Source organism: Streptomyces caniscabiei (assembly GCF_014930365.1).
In the GTDB taxonomy this organism is placed as follows: Bacteria; Actinomycetota; Actinomycetes; order Streptomycetales; family Streptomycetaceae; genus Streptomyces; species Streptomyces caniscabiei.
In genome coordinates this window covers 376,753-393,400 of record NZ_JABXWI010000001.1, presented here as the reverse complement: position 1 = coordinate 393,400, position 16,648 = coordinate 376,753, and the positions used below count along the sequence as shown (strand labels likewise).

The following is a 16,648-nucleotide window of genomic DNA, read 5'->3' as shown; positions in this document are numbered from 1 at the left end:
CCGCTCAGCGCAGCGCGCTCAGCCCCTGCCACTCGGTCCACGAGAGGTTCCACGCGCCGAAGCCGTTCCCGGGCGCGACCACGCCCTTGGTGTCCTCGCCGGTTATCTCGAACGGGTCGCCCGGCCGCACCTGCCCGTAGAACCAGGCCGCGTCCGCGTCGCTCATCCCTATGCAGCCGGAACTCCGGTTGGCGTTGCCGAAGTAGCGCGCGTTCCACGGGGCGGCGTGCGCGTACATGCCCGACCAGGTCAGCCGCATCGAGTGGTCGACCATCTTGTCGTAGGCGTTGCCCAGGCCCACCGTCTCGGAGTTCATGTTGATCGTGCCCTCCTTGGCCATGAGCACGGCGGTTCCGCGCCAGGAGCGCTTGTCACCGCCGGGCGTGCCGCCGGAGACCGGCAGGGACCGGACCGTCTCGCCGTCGCGTACGAGGGTGAGTTGGTGACTGTCGAGGTCGACCTTGACCACCTGCCGGGCGCCGATGGTGAAGGTGGTCGTGTAGTCGCGTACGAACCAGCCGCCGTCCGCGCCCGAGTCGGTGCCGTTCAACTCGGCGTTCAGCGTGACCTTGGTGCCGGGCTTCCAGTACGTCCTGGGCCGCCAGTCCACCCGGTCCTTGCCCGACCAGTCGCTGATCCAGCCCCAGGAGCCCTCGGTGTCGTTCGAGGTGGTGATCCTGAGCTGCTTCTCGACCTCGGCCCGGTTCTCGACCGGATGGTCGAAGACCAGGGAGATCGGCTGGGCGACTCCGACGGTCGTGGCGGCGCCCGGCCGCCAGTCGACCTTGTTCACCTTGCCCGCCGCGGCCGTGGTGAAGGCGGCCCTGGTGCTGTCGGCCGTTCCGCCCTCGGTCCGGGTCGCCGCCGTCACCGTGTAGGCCGCGCCGGGTACGGCCTTGCGGTCGGAGACCCATGACCGGCCGTCGGCCGCGACCTTGCCGGTCAGCCGGTGGTTCTCGGCGTCGGTGACGGTCACCGAGGTGAGTCGGCCGCCCGCCGCCGTGACCCGCACGGGCACGCCCGCCGGGACCTGTTCCCCCGTGGGCGAGACGGTGACCGTGACAGGACGGTCGTCGGCGCCCGGCGTCCCCCCGGTGTCCGGGGCGCCGGGGCCGGCGCTCGCCGAGCAGGCGGCGAGCGGCACCAGCAGGGCGGCCACGACGACGGCCCGGAGGCGGGCAGGGGCGAGTACGGGTGTGCGGGGCAAGAGGATCTCCGGGAAGGACGGGACGGACGGGAAGACGGGAAGACGGGAAGACGGCGGGGGCGAGGAAAGGCGGCCGTGTGCGGGCCTCGGTCGTCGGCCGCTGGGCAGCGGCCGACGACCGAGGCCGCCCGTCACTTCGACATGATGAAGTCGAGGGCGAAACCGGGAGCGGTCGTCCAGTAGGTGACCCGCTGGAAGTCGTTGGCGTACAACGTCTCGACGGGCATGGGGACATCGATCGGCTTGCTCGCGGCGCTGCCGGGCTTGCGGCCCTGGAGGCTGAGGGTGATGCTCTTCGCCTCGTACTCGTCCATGGGGCCGTTGACGAGCACAGCGGCGTACGCCTCCTTGCCCGGGGCGAGGGTGACGGGCTTCCCCGGGTGCGGGTCGCTCTCCTCGATCACGCGGGACGTGTTCCGGCCGTTGCCGAGTCGCACGAGCGGATAGCGGTAGAGGTCGCACTTCTTGGTGCCGGTGTTCTGGACGGTGAGGAGGAGGTGCCTGGCGTCCTGGCTGTCCGCGGGCTCCTTCGAGGAGGACACCGCGAGGACCTGCGGGGAGCAGGCGGCCACGGCGCCACCGGCGCCCGAGCGGAGCTTCGCCACGTCAGCGGCCCGGCCGGCGGCCGTCCCCGGCCCGATGGCGGAGGCCTGCGCCGCCACGCCCCACCCGAGAGCCAGGACGAGACCCGTGGCCAAGGCCACCCGACGACTCACAAGGGACTTCACGTTCATCTGCGTATTCCTTTTCTGATCTGATCTGATCTGATCGGTACGAGGGCGCACGCGGCCCGATCGGTACTGGGGCGCATGTGTTCCGGTCGGTACGGCGGCGGACGCGACCGTGGTCCGGTGTCCCGCCGAGAGCCCGCGCCCCGGGCGGCGGCCGCTTCAGCCGGTGCGACAGCCAGAGCTTCGAATGCCATGCGGGCCGGGGACAACAGCCGCCGCCACCCTGCAACGTCGGAACGGTCCCACCCCCGGCGACCTGCGGAAACGCGGCAGCCTGGGATGCCGCTCCGGGATGGCGGACCCCTTTTGGCGGAACCATGTCAGCCGTCTCGGCGTGCAGTCAGGGGGAAGGGCCTGGGGCGCTGCCCGGAGCGGGACATGACCGAACTGGCCGGTGACGCACAGGCCGACGGACGGATGCGAGTACGGACCACATGGCTGCAATGCACGATGACGTAGCGGAGTTCGCGTTACTGCTGACGCGTCTGAAGGAGCGCACGGACCGCAGCTACGCGGCGCTTGGCCGCCGTCTGGGCATGAACGCCTCCACGCTGCACCGCTACTGCGCGGGAGAAGCGGTGCCCCCGGACTTCAGCGGGATCGAGCAGTTCACGGCGCTCTGCGGGGCCACCCCGGAGGAACGCGTGGAGGTGCACCGCCGTTGGATCCTGGCCGTCGCCGCCCGGCAGCGATCACGCTCGTCCGACGTCCGGCGGACACCGACGCCGCCCCGCGCGACGAGGAGCACCGAGCCGTCGTCGTCGGCATCGGCGAGCCCCGACGGCCGGGCGGACGAGCCACCCGAGCCGACGGTTCCGACCGAGCCGAGCCCGGAGCCGACCTCACCGTCCGACCCGCGCCCGCGCCCTGGCGCGCCGACCGACCGGCAACCCCACACCGGGCACGACCGGCGGCCCGACACCGCGCCCGACCGGCGGCCCCGCTCCACGCCCGCCCGGCGCTCCCGCCGACGGGCCGCGCGAGCGACAGGGCTGGCGGCCTCGCTCGCCGTCGCGCTCGCCTGCCTCACCGCGTCCGCGGCCGGGATCCCCGCCGACGGCCGCGACACGTCGGCCTCAGCCCCCGGCACCCCGAGGCCCTCGGCGTCGCCGACCCGCGGTGACGCCGGTCCACGCGCCGCCGGTCCCTCCTCCAACGGCGGTGAGCCGTCGGCCTCGGTGACGGCCGCGACCGACGGCGGCGGACCGCGGAAGAACCGGACGGACGACGACACGGCCGCCGCCCCGCGAACTCCGCTCACCTGGACGGCCAACTCGTACGACTGGGCGACGCTCGCATGCGAGCACGACTACGTCATCGCCAAGCCGCCGCGGCAGGTCCCGCCGCCGCCGGCCCCGCAGGACAACGAGGTGTGGGCCACGTCCCTGGGCGCGGTGCACGGAGGTAACACGCCTGCGCGGATCACGGTGCAGGGACGCGGCTCCGCGGCCGTCGTGCTGGAGGCACTGCACGTACGGGTGGTCAACCGCGCCCCCGCTCCCGCCGCCGACGGGGCCATCGCCTACTCCCTGGGCGATGGCTGCGGCGCCGGCATCGAGCCCCGCTACTTCTCGGTGGACCTCGACGCGCGCGCACCCCTGCTCCATGCCGTGCCGGCCGGCCGACCGGACTCACCGAGCTACGCGGTCGACTTCCCCTACCGTGTGTCCTTGCAGGAGCCGGAGGTCCTGCTGATCGACGCGGGCACCGAGTCCTGCACCTGCGACTGGTATCTCGAACTCGACTGGTCCTCACAGGGCCGGAGCGGCACCGTCCGTATCGACGACCACGGCCGCCCGTTCCGCACCACCGCCGTCGAGGGGCTACCGCACTACAAGTACGACGGCTCTTCCGGCTGGGTGCCCGTGACCACCGCCCACGACGACGAGTCGGAGACCGATGAGCCGAAGACCGACGACCAGGACAGCGGCCCGGCACTTGAGGGAGCCCCACCCCTGTCCGCTGCGTCATCGGCCCCTTCGACACCGGCCGGCCAGGACCCCGAGACGACCCGGTGATCCGTCGGACCGCCCGCTCCCGCTCGGTCCGATGCCACCAGTGCGGCCTTTTGACCGTCTTGATCCTGCGAAGAGCAACTTCTCGATCTGACGAAGCTGGAAGGACAACGCGTGAGTGGGAACTTAGTCCGGGGATTCGCGGTGGCCTCCGCCACCGCGGTCACCACGGTCGGTGCCGTAGCGGGAGTCGGCCAGAGCGGCACCGGCCAGGCGGTGGCCGACGCTGATCCGACGGCGAGCGGCTCGACGCTCCTCGCCGACCTCCCCCTGGGACAGCAGGCTCACATACAGACGGCCTCCCTGACCCAACAGGCCGCCGCACAGTCCGTCGCCGCGGACACCAGCGCGAGGCAGACCGCGGCGGAGGCTGCCCGCAGGCAGGCCGCCAAGGACGCGATCGCCAAGCAGAAGAAGGCGGAACAGAAGGCCCAGCAGGAGGCCAAGGCCAGGGAGGAGGCCAGAGATGAGGCCCGGGAGAAGGCCCGGGAGGAGGCCCGGCAGCAGGCCGGCGACTCGTCGACGGACTCCTCCAGCGTCGCACCGCCGCCGCAGCAGTCCTCGTACACCGTCGCGCAAGTGCAGGCCATCGCGCGGCAGATGGTGCCCGGTGGACAGTTCCAGTGCTTCAGCAACATCGTGGACCACGAGTCCGGCTGGAACTACAAGGCGGTCAACCCCTCTTCCGGGGCCTACGGTCTCGTGCAGGCCTATCCCGGCTCCAAGATGTCGTCCGCCGGAGCCGACTGGCAGACCAACCCGGCCACGCAGATCAAGTGGGGCCTGAACTACATGAACAACCGCTACGGCAGCCCCTGCGACGCGTGGGCGTTCTGGCAGGCCAACGGCTCCTACTGAACCGCCCCCGAACGCCCCGTCGAGGCCAATGGCCCCGCTGTGGTTCCTCACCGTCCCCGGTGAGGAACCACAGCACACCACAGCCCACGAGTCGGCCCGCCCTCACCGCGCTGTCCGACGGTCCGACCGGCGTGTCAGCGCGTGAGGTCGAACGTGGCGGCGCGGGGCACGAACGTCGTGCCGCCGTCCTCGGCCGTCGCCAGTGCCGAGACGTACCAGGTGCCCTTGGGCAGATCGGCCGCCTCCTGCTTCGTGACCTTCAGCGTGTAGGTGCAGCGGGTGGTCTCGTCCGAGGTGCTCCGGCACTTGGCGCTCTCCGCCGTGCGCAGCTCCGCCGCGGTCGGGTCGAGCTTCGAACTCGCGGGCCAGACAAGGACCTTGAGGCCGCGGACGCCCGAGTCGTCGCTCACGTCCACGGTGTAGGAGAACGAGCCCGCGCTGTCGCCGGCCGGAGCCGTGTAGCGAGCCGAGCCGTGCTCCAGGGTCGGCTCCGTGGGGGAGGCGGCCAGAGCGAGGCCGCCGGCGGCCACTCCGCCGAGGGCGACGGCGCCGATGAGCGAGGAGAGGACGATGCGCTTGGACATGGGAGATCCCCCTGAATTCGTCGGAAAGTTCGGAAGCTCGAAAAGCTCGAAGAGCTCGGAACACTCGGAAAGTTCGGCCCTTACGGAAGCTGGGCCGACCGCGTTCTCGATGTGATCGAGCCTATGGCCGTGGGTGCGCGCCGGCTTCGGGCTGCAGGACGAGTGGCGCCTCGAACCACAGGTAGAGACCCTGTAACCCATGGAGGAGACCGACCTCCGCCTCAGGCGGGAGCCGGGCCCGCTCGGGGCCAGGAGTCTCGCGGCTCTCGCCTCGTTCGCCGCGGCTGTCGCCGGACGCGACCTCGGCGGGACACAGGGGCCGGACGGGCAGGTACGGCGGAGATCGGCATGGACCAGCCGACCCGCGAACTTCACGACCCTCCCCGCCACGAGGACCGTGACCACGGCGGCGATGGGGTCGCGCCCAGCGGTGAGCATGTTGAGGTCGTCCAGGCGGAGCATGATGACGTCGGCCTGCTTGCCGGGACGCAGCGAGCCGGTGCGCTCGGCGAGCCCAGCGCGGCGGTTCGCCGGACGAACAGCGCGACTTGGAGATCGGCATGGTCTCCGAGCTGCGGTCCGCCGCCGCCAGGTTTCCCGCCGACCGTCAACTGCGGCGGCTGATCACCGAGTTGCGGGCGGGCAGCGAGCGGTTCGCCGAGCTGTGGGAGGCGGGTGTCGTCGGCAGTCTGGAGGTCTCCCGCAGGACGATCGACCATCCACAGGTGGGCCTGCTCACCCTGGACTGCAACGTGCTCCGGATGGACGGCAGCGGCCTGCGCATCCTCGGCTACTCGGCTGAGCCGGGCAGCGAGGACGCCCAGAAGCTGGAACTGCTGGCGGTGGTCTGTACACAGAGCCTGGCTGCCGAGTAGCACCTGCCCGGGCTTCTCCGCCCGTACGACCCGTGGACGAGACCCTGGGCACGGCACTGCACCGCTGGCGCGACCGCCTTTCCCCCGCAGACGTCGGACTGACCTCCCGGCCCGGACGACGCGCGGTGGGACTGCGACGCGAGGAACTGGCCGAACTCGCCGGGCTGTCGGTCGACTACGTGGTCCGCCTGGAACAGGGCCGTGCCACCAGCCCGTCGCAGCAGGTCGTCGCGAGCCTGACCAGAGCACTGCAACTACAGCCCATGGAGCGCGATCACGCCTACCGGCTGGCCGGGCTCCTCCCACCCCAGGAGGGAACGGTCTCCACGCATGTCCCGGCCGGGGTCCAGCGGATGCTGGCCCGCCTCGGGGAGTTCCCCGCGGGCGTGTTCAGCGCCGACTGGACCCTGCTCTCCTGGACCCCCGCGTGGTCGGTCCTGATGGGAGACCCCGGCGCCCGGACCCACGACGAGCGCAACCTGGCACGGGCGGTCTTCGCCACAGGTCCCGGCCGGCTCGTGTCCTGGCCCGTGCTCCAGAGCGACGACGCCCTCAGACCCGCCCTCGTCGCCGACCTGCGCACGGCACTCGTCGACTACCCCCGCGACCGCGGCCTGACCGCCCTCGTCGAGGAACTGCGGTCCACCAGCGCGGAGTTCGCCCGACTGTGGGACGAGGGCACGGTGGGCCCGCACGTCTCGGCCCGCAAGACCGTCGTACACCCCCAGGTGGGCGAGGTGATCTGCGACTGCGACGTGCTCACCGTCCCGGGCTGCGACATCCGACTCGTCGTCTACACCGTCGCGGCGGGTTCCCCCGACGCCGAAAAACTGGACTTCCTCCGCGTCACAGGCGGCACCCGCACCGACGGCCCCACGCCCTCGGGCCCCGGCCTGATCTCCACGCCGTAACACCGGGCCCGACCGGATCCCCGAACGGAAGACGAAAAAGGGGGAGGGGACGGGCAACCCTGCCCCCGCCTCATGGGTCACACAGGGGTCACCTGTTTCACATGTTCTCCGATGGTCCAGAAGGGCCCCACCCTCAGTGATGACTCGTATCCGGTTGACGGTGCTGGCCGCGACGGCCGCCCTCGCCACCACCGGCGGCCTGATCACCGCCGCCCCTGCTTCCGCGGCCGTCACCTGCGCCTCTTCCGTCTGGAGGGCGCAGTACTTCGGCAACTCCACCTTCAGCGGCACGCCGAAGCTGACCGCCTGCGACTCCGCCATCGCCGAGGACTACGGGCACGGCGACCCGCCCGGCGTCACGCTGCCCAAGGACAACTTCTCCGTCCGGTGGTCCCTCACCCGGGACTTCGGTTCCGGCGGCCCCTTCCGGCTCGCCGCCGCGACGCAGGACGGCATGCGCGTCTACGTCGACGGTGTGCGGAAGATCAACCTGTGGAAGAACGTCTCCACCACCGCCCGCAAGACCGTCGACCTGACCATCCCGGCCGGCAAGCACACGCTCCGCGTGGACTACGTCGCCTGGACCGGCCGGGCCAACGCCGGGTTCACGTACGCCCCGCGTACCGAGGCCGCCGTCGACACGGTCAAGCCGCTCGCCCCGACCGGCCTCACCGCCGCGTACGACCGGGACACCACGAAGACCACCCTGCGCTGGGCCGCGAACAAGGAGATGGACCTCGCCGGTTACCGCGTGTACCGCCGGCTGAGCACCACCCAGTGGGCGAAGGTCAGCGGATCGTCGCTGCTCACCTCTTCCTCTTTCGTGGACGCGACGCCCGCCACGGGCCAGACCTTCCTGTACGAGGTCCGCGCCGTCGACAAGGCGGGCCGCGAGTCCGCCGGCAGCGCCGACGCCACCGCCGTGACCGTGGACCGCACGGGGCCGGCGACGCCGACGGGTCTCACGGTCGTCGGCGACGCCTGGTGGGCCAACCTGGCCTGGCAGGGGGTCGCCGACGCCGCGACGTACGAGGTGTACGCCGCTCCCGCGGCCTCCGGTCCGTTCGAGCTGCTGGGTACGACGACCACGACGTCGTACCGCACCACCGCACCCGAGAACACCGTCCGCCACTACCGGGTCCGCGCCCTCGACGCGCTCGGCAACCCGTCGGCGTACGCCGACGTCACCGGCGACGGCGTCGACCGCACGCCGCCGAAGTCCGCCCCGACCTCCCTCGACTCCATCGCCGAAGTCGGCTACACCGACGTGTACTGGAAGCAGCCCGACGGCTTCTACGAGGACTTCGACAACGGCGGGACCTACCGCGTCTACCGCTCGCCCGGCAAGACCCTCGACCCGGCCGCGCTCACCCGCGTGACCTGCGCCGAGGAGAGCAGCGACGAGACCAGCACCGGCGGCGTCTGCCACGACCTGGACATGCCCGCGGGCACGTACGTGACGTACGCGGTCGCGGCGGTGGACCCGGCCGGCAACGAGTCGGCGCTGTCCGCCCCGCTCGTCGTCCGCACCGGCGACCGCGTCGCGCCCGGCCCGGTCACGGGCGTGAAGGCCACCCCGCGCGCCGACGGCGTGCTGATGAGCTGGGCGGCCTCGACCGAGGACGACGTCGAGCGTTACGCGGCCTGGACCGGCGCCCGGCAGGCCGACGGCACGGTCAAGTGGCTCGGCTCCAGCTCCTGCCGGGAGGGCACGAGCGACCCGCTCGCGGTCCTCTGCGGCGACCTGCCGGACGGCGAGACGTACGTGTACGCGGTCGTCGCGAGGGACCGCTGGGGCAACGCGCTGCCCCCCAGCCATCCGAAGGTCACGGTCGTCGATGCCACCGAGCTGGACGTCCGGCCGTCCGTGACGGTCACCCGGGACTGGGATCTCGGCAGCATGGGCTACGGCACCGTGATCGGCGGACCCGACGAGGACGGGCCGTCCATCAACTGGCGGTGCGACAGGACGGCTGACTGCGACACCGTCGTGGGCTACCGGGTCGGACGGTGGAACGCGGCCACGAAGGCGTACGAGCCGCTGCACGCCGGACTGCTGCCGGCGGAGACCCGTGCCTACACGGACACCACGGCGGCGCGGGGGACCACGCACTTCTACACGCTGGAGGCGGTGCGCGCCGACGGCAGCGTCGCGGGCACCCACGTGTGGGGCTGCGTCTTCCAGGACCGCGTCTAGCCCGCACGAGGTTGGTGGAGTCTGTAGCCGATCAACGCTGCGCCCTGCGACTCAGCAGTCGGTGGTCGTCCTCGAACCGTTCGCACTCCACACGGGTTCATGATCCAGCGGCCGGCCGCCCCCCGGCTCGCCGTTCTCCACGAGCCCGGTGGAGCCCGCTCGTACTAAAACGGCAACAGAGGAGGAGCCCGCCGAGGAGTCGGACGAGGGGATCGAGGTGGTACCCGAGACGGACGCCCCGGCCGCCGAGAGTCTCGCCCGCGGAGCTGCCGACGGCCGCTCACCGGACCGGCACCGAGGCCCCCCTCGGACTCTCCGACCGGCGGATTCCCGTGCTCACACTGGGCGTGGGGCCGGCTCTCGTGGGCCTCGGCATCGGCTTCCTCGGGGTGCGGACGCGCCGCCGCCGAGCGGCTCGCGACGGCCCGGGTCCCCCTTGAGTCGGACCTCCGGAGTCCACCTCAGGACGCTTGGTCCACGCGGACTTACTCGGTATACATACTCGGTATGTCCATCCGTCACGGGCTTCTCGCCCTCCTCGAACGCGGCCCGCGCTACGGCTCACAGCTCCGTACGGAGTTCGAGTCCCGTACCGGCTCCACCTGGCCCCTCAACGTGGGTCAGGTCTACACGACGCTCAGCCGGCTCGAACGCGACGGCATGGTCGTGCAGGACGGCGAGGACGAGGCCGGCCATCCGCTCTACACGATCACCGACAGCGGTCGCGTCGAACTGCGCAGCTGGTTCGAGAACCCCGTCGACCGCACCAGCCCGGCCCGTGACGAGCTGGCCATCAAGCTGGCCATGGCCGTCGGGGCGCCCGGGGTCGACATCCGTGACGTCATCCAGTCCCAGCGCCGACACACCGTGAAGGCCATGCAGGACTACACCCGGCTGAAGGCACAGGCCCTCACCGCCGTGGAGAAGAACGGGGCCCGGGAGCGGGACGACATCGCCTGGCTCCTCGTCCTGGAGCAGCTGATCTTCCAGACCGAGGCCGAGGCGCGCTGGCTCGACCACTGCGAGTCCCGGCTGATCCGTCTCTCGTCGACCGCCCCGGCGGCGGGGCCGGAACCGGCCTCGCCGGGGGCGGCGGGAGCGGCGGGGACGGGAGCGCGGGCGGGGGCCGAGGCAGAGGAGGCCGCACGCCACCGCCCGTGACGTCCGCCCTTCACGACCGGCCCTGAACACCCGACCGACCGATCCACAGGGCCGACCGAGTCCACCAGGTCCACCCGACCCACCAGGTCCACTCGACCCACCAGGTCCACCCGACCCACCAGGTCCACTCGACCCACCGGGTCCACCCGACCCACATGAAGATCCGAACCACCCGACCAGACCCATACCGTACGCACGGCGCTGCCAACGACCGTCCGTCGCACCGACGCCCGGCCGTTCGCCGGCGTACGCCCGAGGGGGAACCATGTCCACACAGCAGCAGCCCGCGCTGAGTCTGCGGAACCTGACCCGCGTCCACGGCTCCGGCGCCACCGAGGTGCACGCCCTGCGCGGCATCGACCTCGACGTCCACCCTGGTGAACTCGTCGCCGTCATGGGCCCGTCGGGCTCCGGCAAGTCCACCCTGCTCACCATCGCCGGCGGCCTCGACACCCCCACTTCCGGGCAGGTCTTCGTCGAGGGCACCGACATCACGGCCCTCGGCATCAAGGGGCTCGCCGCCCTGCGCCGCCGCAGCATCGGCTACGTCTTCCAGGACTACAACCTCATCCCAGCCCTCACCGCCGCCGAGAACGTGGCCCTGCCCCGCGAACTGGACGGCATATCGGCCCGCAAGGCCCGCACCGAGGCCCTCGCCGCCCTCGCCGAGATGGACCTCGGCCATCTCGCCGACCGGTTCCCCGACGAGATGTCCGGCGGCCAGCAGCAGCGCGTGGCCATCGCCCGCGCCCTCGTCGGCGACCGCCGGCTCGTCCTCGCCGACGAGCCCACCGGCGCCCTCGACTCCGAGACCGGCGAGTCCGTGCTGGCCCTGCTGCGCTCCCGCTGCGACGCCGGAGCCGCCGGCATCATGGTCACCCACGAGCCGCGGTTCGCCGCCTGGGCCGACCGGGTCGTCTTCCTGCGGGACGGCGCCGTCGTCGACCAGACCGTACGCAGCGACGCCGACTCGCTCCTGACCGGCCGGGCGGCCCAGCGGTGACGACCTGGTTCCACTCCTGGCGGGCCGCGGTCCGTATCGCCCGCCGTGACGCCTGGCGCTACAAGGGCCGCAGCTTCCTCGTCCTCGCGATGATCGCGCTGCCGATCCTGGGCGTGAGCGCCCTGGACCTGACCCTGCGCAGCGCCGAACTCACCCCCGCGCAGCGGATGGAGCGCACCCTGGGTGCCGCCGACGCTCGCTTCTCAGATGCCCGAGCGGCCGGCGTGGCCATCCTGCAGGACCCCGAGGGCGAGCAGCACACCCCGGCCGGGGACTACGACTCGCCGGGCGAGTCCTGGCCTGACGGCCCGACCGATGTCACCAAGAGCATCCCGGCCGGTTCGACGGTGCTGACCGACAGCAGGGGCAGCGCCAAGCTGACCACCAGACACGGTCTGCTCCAGGCCGAGGTCCGTGAGCTGGCCGCCGTCGATCCCGTCGCCCGGGGCATCATGCGGCTGCAGGAGGGCCGCTTCCCCGAGAAGAACGACGAGATCGCCGCGACCACCCGGTTCCTGGAGAGCAGCGGGCTGTCCGTCGGCTCCACCCTCACCGCCCGCGGCTTCGACCGCACCTATGTGATCAGCGGCTCGTACGAGCTGCCCAGCGACCTCAAGGCACAGCAGGTCAACGCCCTGCCGGGGGCCTTCCTCGCGCCGTACGCCAAGGCGGTCGAGAAGGCCGGACTGCCGAAGCCCGAGGACTCCACCACCTACCTGGTGAAGAAGTCCGGTGGTTTCACGTGGAACACGGTCCAGGCGATCAACGCCAAGGGCGTCCTGGTCACCTCGCGGGCCGTGGCCCTCGACCCGCCCGCCGACTCCGAGGTGCCGCTCTACCAGAAGGAAGGCTGGGCCGACTACGAGAGCGGGGGCGCCGACGCCGCCGCGCTCGCCGCCGTGGGCACGGTCGTCGGCCTGGCGATGCTGGAGATCTGCCTGCTCGCCGGTCCCGCCTTCGCCGTCGGTGCCCGTCGTTCCCGCCGCCAGCTGGGCCTGGTCGGCGCCAACGGCGGTGCCCGCAGCCACATCCGGGCCATCGTGCTGAGCGGCGGCCTCGTCATCGGCGCCGCGGCGGCCCTGGTCGGCATGGTCCTCGCCCTGGTCCTGACCTTCGCCCTCCGGCCGCTCCTCGAGGACTACATGGGGCAGCGGTTCGGCGGCTTCACCGTCAGGCCGCTGGAACTGCTCGCCATCGCCGCGCTCGCCGTCCTCACCGGCCTGCTCTCCGCGATCGTCCCGGCCGTCACCGCCTCCCGGCAGACCGTCCTGGCCTCCCTCACCGGCCGTCGCGGCGTGCGCCGCAGCAACCGCGTGCTGCCGTTGATCGGCTTGGGCGCCGTCCTGCTCGGCGCGGCCGTCGCCCTGTACGGCTCGGTCGTCTCCGACCAGTTCGCCCTGGTCGCGGGTGGCTCGGCCGTCGCCGAGCTGGGTGTGGTCGCCATGACGCCCGCCCTGGTCGGCCTGTTCGGCCGGGCCAGCCGCTGGCTGCCGCTCTCGCCGCGCCTCGCCCTGCGGGACGCCGTCCGCAACCGGGGCCGTACGGCACCCGCTGTCGCCGCCGTCCTGGCCGCCGTCGCGGGCACCGTCGCCGTCTCGACGTACGCCGCGAGCAGCGACGCCCAGAGTCAGGCCGAGTACCAGGCCGGCCTGCCGTACGGGGCCGTCGCCGCGCTCGTCACCGAGGAGGGCGGCCGGGACGTCCCCGAGGTCCGCGACGCCGTGCAGCGGACGCTGCCTGTCGACGTCCGCGCCGACGTGTTCCGGATCGCCGTCGGCAAGCCCGGCTGCGCCCCGTACGACGAGGGCGAGGGCTGTGGCCGCTTCGAGGTCGTCATCCCGCCGGCCAACGAGTGCCCGCTGTGGGCCAGCACCCCCGACGGCTCCGACCCCGCGGAGAAGTACAGCAAGGAGGAGCGGCGCGCGCTCGCCAAGGACTGGCGCTGCGTCTCGCCCGACGGCAACGGCATCTACGTCGACGGCGGTCTCCTCATCGCCGACGCCCCGCTCCTGAAGGTCCTCGGCATCGACGACCCGGGCGCGGCCAAGGCCCTCGCCGACGGAAAGCTCCTCAGCTTCCACAAGCCCCAGGTCGACAGGAACGGCGCCGTCGGCATCAAGCTGATCACCGACCCGAAGGCCGCCGACCGCGCCGCCCAGCAGAACAAGCCGGTCCCGGGCGAGCTGAAGTCCTTCCCCGCCTACCAGGTGCCCGGCTCGCCCGACTCCTACGGAGTGCAGAGCGTGCTCAGCCCCGCCGCCGCCAAGGCCGCCGGACTGACCACCGTCCCCCTCGGCGCCTTCTTCACCACCGACCGGATCCCCGGCACCGAGGAGCGGCAGAAGCTCGACGCCGAGATCGCCAAGCTCGGCAGCAACGTCGAGCTGACCGTGGAGCAGGGCTGGGTCGACGAGAACGGGCTCGTCCTGCTCGCGCTGACCGTCTTCGCCGGCCTGGTCACCATCGGTGCAGCCGGGATCGCCACCGGTCTCGCCCAGGCCGACGCGGAGGCCGATCTCAAGACGCTCGCCGCGGTCGGAGCCCCGCCCGGGGTGCGCCGCATGCTCAGCGGCTTCCAGTGCGGTGTGGTCGCCGCGATGGGTGTGGTCCTCGGCTCGGCGGCCGGTGTCCTGCCCGCGGTCGGGCTGCGGCTCACCGAGGAGCGCGAGCAGACGCGCTTCTACCAGGAGGCTCTCGACAACGGCTGGGGCGGCGCCGGTGACGCCCCGCCGTACGTGCCGATCATCGTCCCCTGGGAGACGCTCGCCGCCCTCCTGGTGGCCGTGCCCCTCGGCGCCGCCGTGCTCGCCGCGCTGGTGACCCGCTCGCGCGGTGCGCTGGCCCGCCGCGCCGCGCACTGAGCCTCCGTTGCCGGACCCTGCCCCTGGACGAGGGTGAATCACCCTCGTCCAGGGGCAGGAGGCAGTCCCGTCCGAAGGGATCTGCTCGGAGGCAGATGGGATGGAGTGGGGCGCTCCGCATCACCAGCCAGGGGGTCGGTGTCGGCAGCCCGTCGTACGGCGGCGATGGCTACTTCGAGCTGCGGGGCGTCCGCACCGGAGTCGAGTGATGTGACGGCCTGGTTGAGCTTGCTGTCGGCCCGGCCGAGCCCACGTCGACTGTCGAACAGGGTTGTGATCACTTCGCGTTCGTCGGCGATCTCGGCGGTGGTGCGGGCGAGGAACCCGGCGACGGACAGATTGCACCGGGCGGCGGCGGACTTGATCCGAGCGAACTCTTCGTCGTCGCACCATGCGTGGGGCTGGTGCGGGCGCTTCCTCTCAGACGACTGACGCGGGCGCTGACGAGCACGCGGACGCTCTCGGCGTAACACCCTGGCCGCCGACACCGGCGCCAAGCTGAAGGACCTCATGGTCCGCGCCGGCCAGTCCTCGGAGCGGGCCCAGCTGATCTACCAGCACTCGGCATGACACCCCAGATGCGGTCGCTCCGGCCGTGCGTCGATGGCCACGCCATCGTCGGGACGAAGGCTCATCACCTGTACCACGCCCGGCTCGGCGAGCGGCGGTCCGGGTGTGAGCCGCGCTCATCCGCCGGCACGACACACGCCCCCAGGCGGAACGCCGCCTCCACATCGATGAACCGCCTTTGGCCGACAGCCGTCACCCATCACGTTCGTTTCGGCCGCCGGGTCACCAGCCGGTCAGCAACAGGTGGTTGAGGAGGAGCGCCAGGATCGCCTGGGCGGTCAGCCACGTCCGGGGACGGTCGAGGAACGCGCCTGCCGAGACCAGCCACAGCGCGAACGGCAGCCAGATCCGTTCCGTCTCCGCCTTGCTCATCCCGGACACGTCGGCCGCGAGCAGCATCGCCAGGGCCGCGCAGAGCAGGAGCCCCACGGAGCGCTCGGAGACGGGCGTCGCGTGCCATCGGGCGAGACGGGCGCCCGCCCTGCGCAGCCCCGCCACCGTGGCCGGTCCCACGACGAGGACCGTGCAGGCGAGATTGGCGAACAGCCAGTAGCCGTACGGGCGGAAGCCGCCGGCGCCCTGGTGGTACCGCTCGACGAGCAGGTGATACGCCTCCCACCAGTCGAAGCCTGCCACGGTGAAGGCCACCGGGACGACGAGGAGGCCGGCGACCGCGTAGAGGAGGGCCGGCAGCCGTCGGGAGCCCAGCAGCAGGACGGTGCTGGCCATGGCGGCGAAGAGGGTGAGGCCGTACGACAGGTAGAGGGCGAGGCCGAAGAGGAGTCCGGCGGCGAGCGCGGTGGCCGCCGGGCGATGGCCCGTCACCGCGAGCGCGAGGAGGGCCGTGGCCCAGGCGGCGACCGCCGCGAAGTACCCGTCCGCCGATGTGCCCATCCAGACCGCAGCAGGGGCGAGGACCAGGAAGGGGGCAGCGCGGCGGGCCAGGGTCTCGCTCGCCAGCGTCCGTATGGTGACGAGGACCGCGACCGCGGTGGTCGCCCCGACGGTGATGACGAAGACGCCCGCCCACCCCCCGCCGGCCAGGCCGATCCGGTCGAGGAGGACGAAGGTGAGGGTGGCGCCCGGCGGGTGGCCGGCGACGTGCGGGGGCCAGTGGTCGGGGGAGCCGAGCAGGATGTGGTCGGTGAAGCTCCGCAGGGTGGCGGGGATGTCGTCGAAGCGTTCGATGACCTGGAGGTACTCGTACTTGGTCGTCAGGCGGCGGGCGATGCCGCGGTGCCAGCCGTCGACGAGGGCGAGGGAGAAGGTCCATGCCAGGGCGGTGCCCCACGCGCTCCACAGCAGCGGACGCCAGGGCAGCCTGGCGGCCAGCGGAGGGCCGTACGCCACGACGGCGGCGGCGACGATGATCGCGGAGGGGGTGCCGGGGCCGGTGTGGGGCAGCCAGTTGGCGTACAGGGGTGGCCAGCCGACGTGCAGGACGTCGTCGGCGCGCTTGATGGCGACGCCGACCGACGCGGTCACCACCACGAGCAGTGCGGCGGCCGAGACGGCGTAGAGGTCGCGGCGGAGATCGCGGCGCGGATCGCGGCGAAGATCACGGTTCACGCTCGGAGACGTTAGGCCGGGCGGTTGCCCGTGGGCTCCCGACAGGCGCGGACGTCAGCCTTTCGTCATGAGTCGCGCACCCTCCGAGCGGGTGCTCCGGGCCTAG

At 72.2% G+C, this 16,648-nt stretch carries 12 protein-coding genes and 1 pseudogene; 9 read left to right on the top strand and 4 right to left on the bottom strand.

Translation table 11 applies throughout. From position 1 onward, the window contains the following. Positions 1-4: 4 nt before the first annotated feature. Positions 5-1,207, bottom strand: coding sequence for a L,D-transpeptidase (locus tag HW837_RS02050; RefSeq protein WP_093791297.1), 1,203 nt, complete (start codon positions 1,205-1,207; stop codon positions 5-7). 131 nt (positions 1,208-1,338) lie between these two features. Next, the gene (locus tag HW837_RS02045) at positions 1,339-1,941 is read right to left on the bottom strand and encodes a DUF4232 domain-containing protein (protein WP_093791299.1); all 603 of its coding nucleotides are present in this window, start codon (positions 1,939-1,941) and stop codon (positions 1,339-1,341) included. A gap of 440 nt (positions 1,942-2,381) precedes the next feature. Between HW837_RS02045 and HW837_RS02040 the strand changes: the two genes are divergently transcribed. Then, on the top strand, positions 2,382-3,956 hold the full coding sequence (locus HW837_RS02040) for a helix-turn-helix domain-containing protein (RefSeq protein WP_193379446.1): 1,575 nt from the start codon (positions 2,382-2,384) through the stop codon (positions 3,954-3,956). Positions 3,957-4,067: 111 nt separating this feature from the next. Next, a complete protein-coding gene (locus HW837_RS02035) occupies positions 4,068-4,811 on the top strand; it encodes an aggregation-promoting factor C-terminal-like domain-containing protein (RefSeq protein ID WP_078853551.1) in 744 nt (247 codons plus the stop codon). Positions 4,812-4,945: 134 nt separating this feature from the next. Here the strand turns inward: HW837_RS02035 and HW837_RS02030 are convergent, their stop codons facing one another. Then, on the bottom strand, positions 4,946-5,395 hold the full coding sequence (locus HW837_RS02030) for a DUF5707 domain-containing protein (RefSeq protein WP_045558773.1): 450 nt from the start codon (positions 5,393-5,395) through the stop codon (positions 4,946-4,948). A gap of 560 nt (positions 5,396-5,955) precedes the next feature. On the opposite strand from HW837_RS02030, the gene HW837_RS02025 reads away from it, so the two are divergent. The 7 genes and pseudogenes from HW837_RS02025 to HW837_RS48355 all read left to right on the top strand — a co-directional run. After that, positions 5,956-6,270: an MmyB family transcriptional regulator gene (locus HW837_RS02025; protein WP_193379447.1), complete on the top strand. Its 315-nt coding sequence runs from the start codon at positions 5,956-5,958 to the stop codon at positions 6,268-6,270. A 32-nt stretch (positions 6,271-6,302) separates the two neighbouring features. Beyond that, positions 6,303-7,181, top strand: coding sequence for a helix-turn-helix transcriptional regulator (locus HW837_RS02020; RefSeq protein WP_093791304.1), 879 nt, complete (start codon positions 6,303-6,305; stop codon positions 7,179-7,181). Between the two features lie 139 nt (positions 7,182-7,320). After that, positions 7,321-9,378: a PA14 domain-containing protein gene (locus HW837_RS02015; protein WP_193379448.1), complete on the top strand. Its 2,058-nt coding sequence runs from the start codon at positions 7,321-7,323 to the stop codon at positions 9,376-9,378. A gap of 507 nt (positions 9,379-9,885) precedes the next feature. Beyond that, positions 9,886-10,539 carry a PadR family transcriptional regulator gene (locus HW837_RS02010; RefSeq protein WP_193379449.1) on the top strand — a complete coding sequence of 218 codons (654 nt, stop codon included), beginning with the start codon at positions 9,886-9,888 and terminating at the stop codon, positions 10,537-10,539. A gap of 265 nt (positions 10,540-10,804) precedes the next feature. After that, the gene (locus HW837_RS02005; protein WP_093791308.1) at positions 10,805-11,542 is read left to right on the top strand and encodes an ABC transporter ATP-binding protein; all 738 of its coding nucleotides are present in this window, start codon (positions 10,805-10,807) and stop codon (positions 11,540-11,542) included. Then, positions 11,539-14,403, top strand: coding sequence for an ABC transporter permease family protein (locus HW837_RS02000; protein WP_045558778.1), 2,865 nt, complete (start codon positions 11,539-11,541; stop codon positions 14,401-14,403). Before HW837_RS02005 ends, HW837_RS02000 begins: the two co-directional genes overlap by 4 nt. 456 nt (positions 14,404-14,859) lie before the next feature. Beyond that, a pseudogene (locus HW837_RS48355) lies at positions 14,860-14,967 on the top strand (integrase); the annotation flags it as partial. A gap of 228 nt (positions 14,968-15,195) precedes the next feature. Here HW837_RS48355 and HW837_RS01995 read toward each other — a convergent pair. After that, entirely contained in the window at positions 15,196-16,542 is a 1,347-nt protein-coding gene (locus HW837_RS01995) for a hypothetical protein (RefSeq protein ID WP_193379450.1), read from the bottom strand. Between the last annotated feature and the right edge of the window lie 106 nt (positions 16,543-16,648).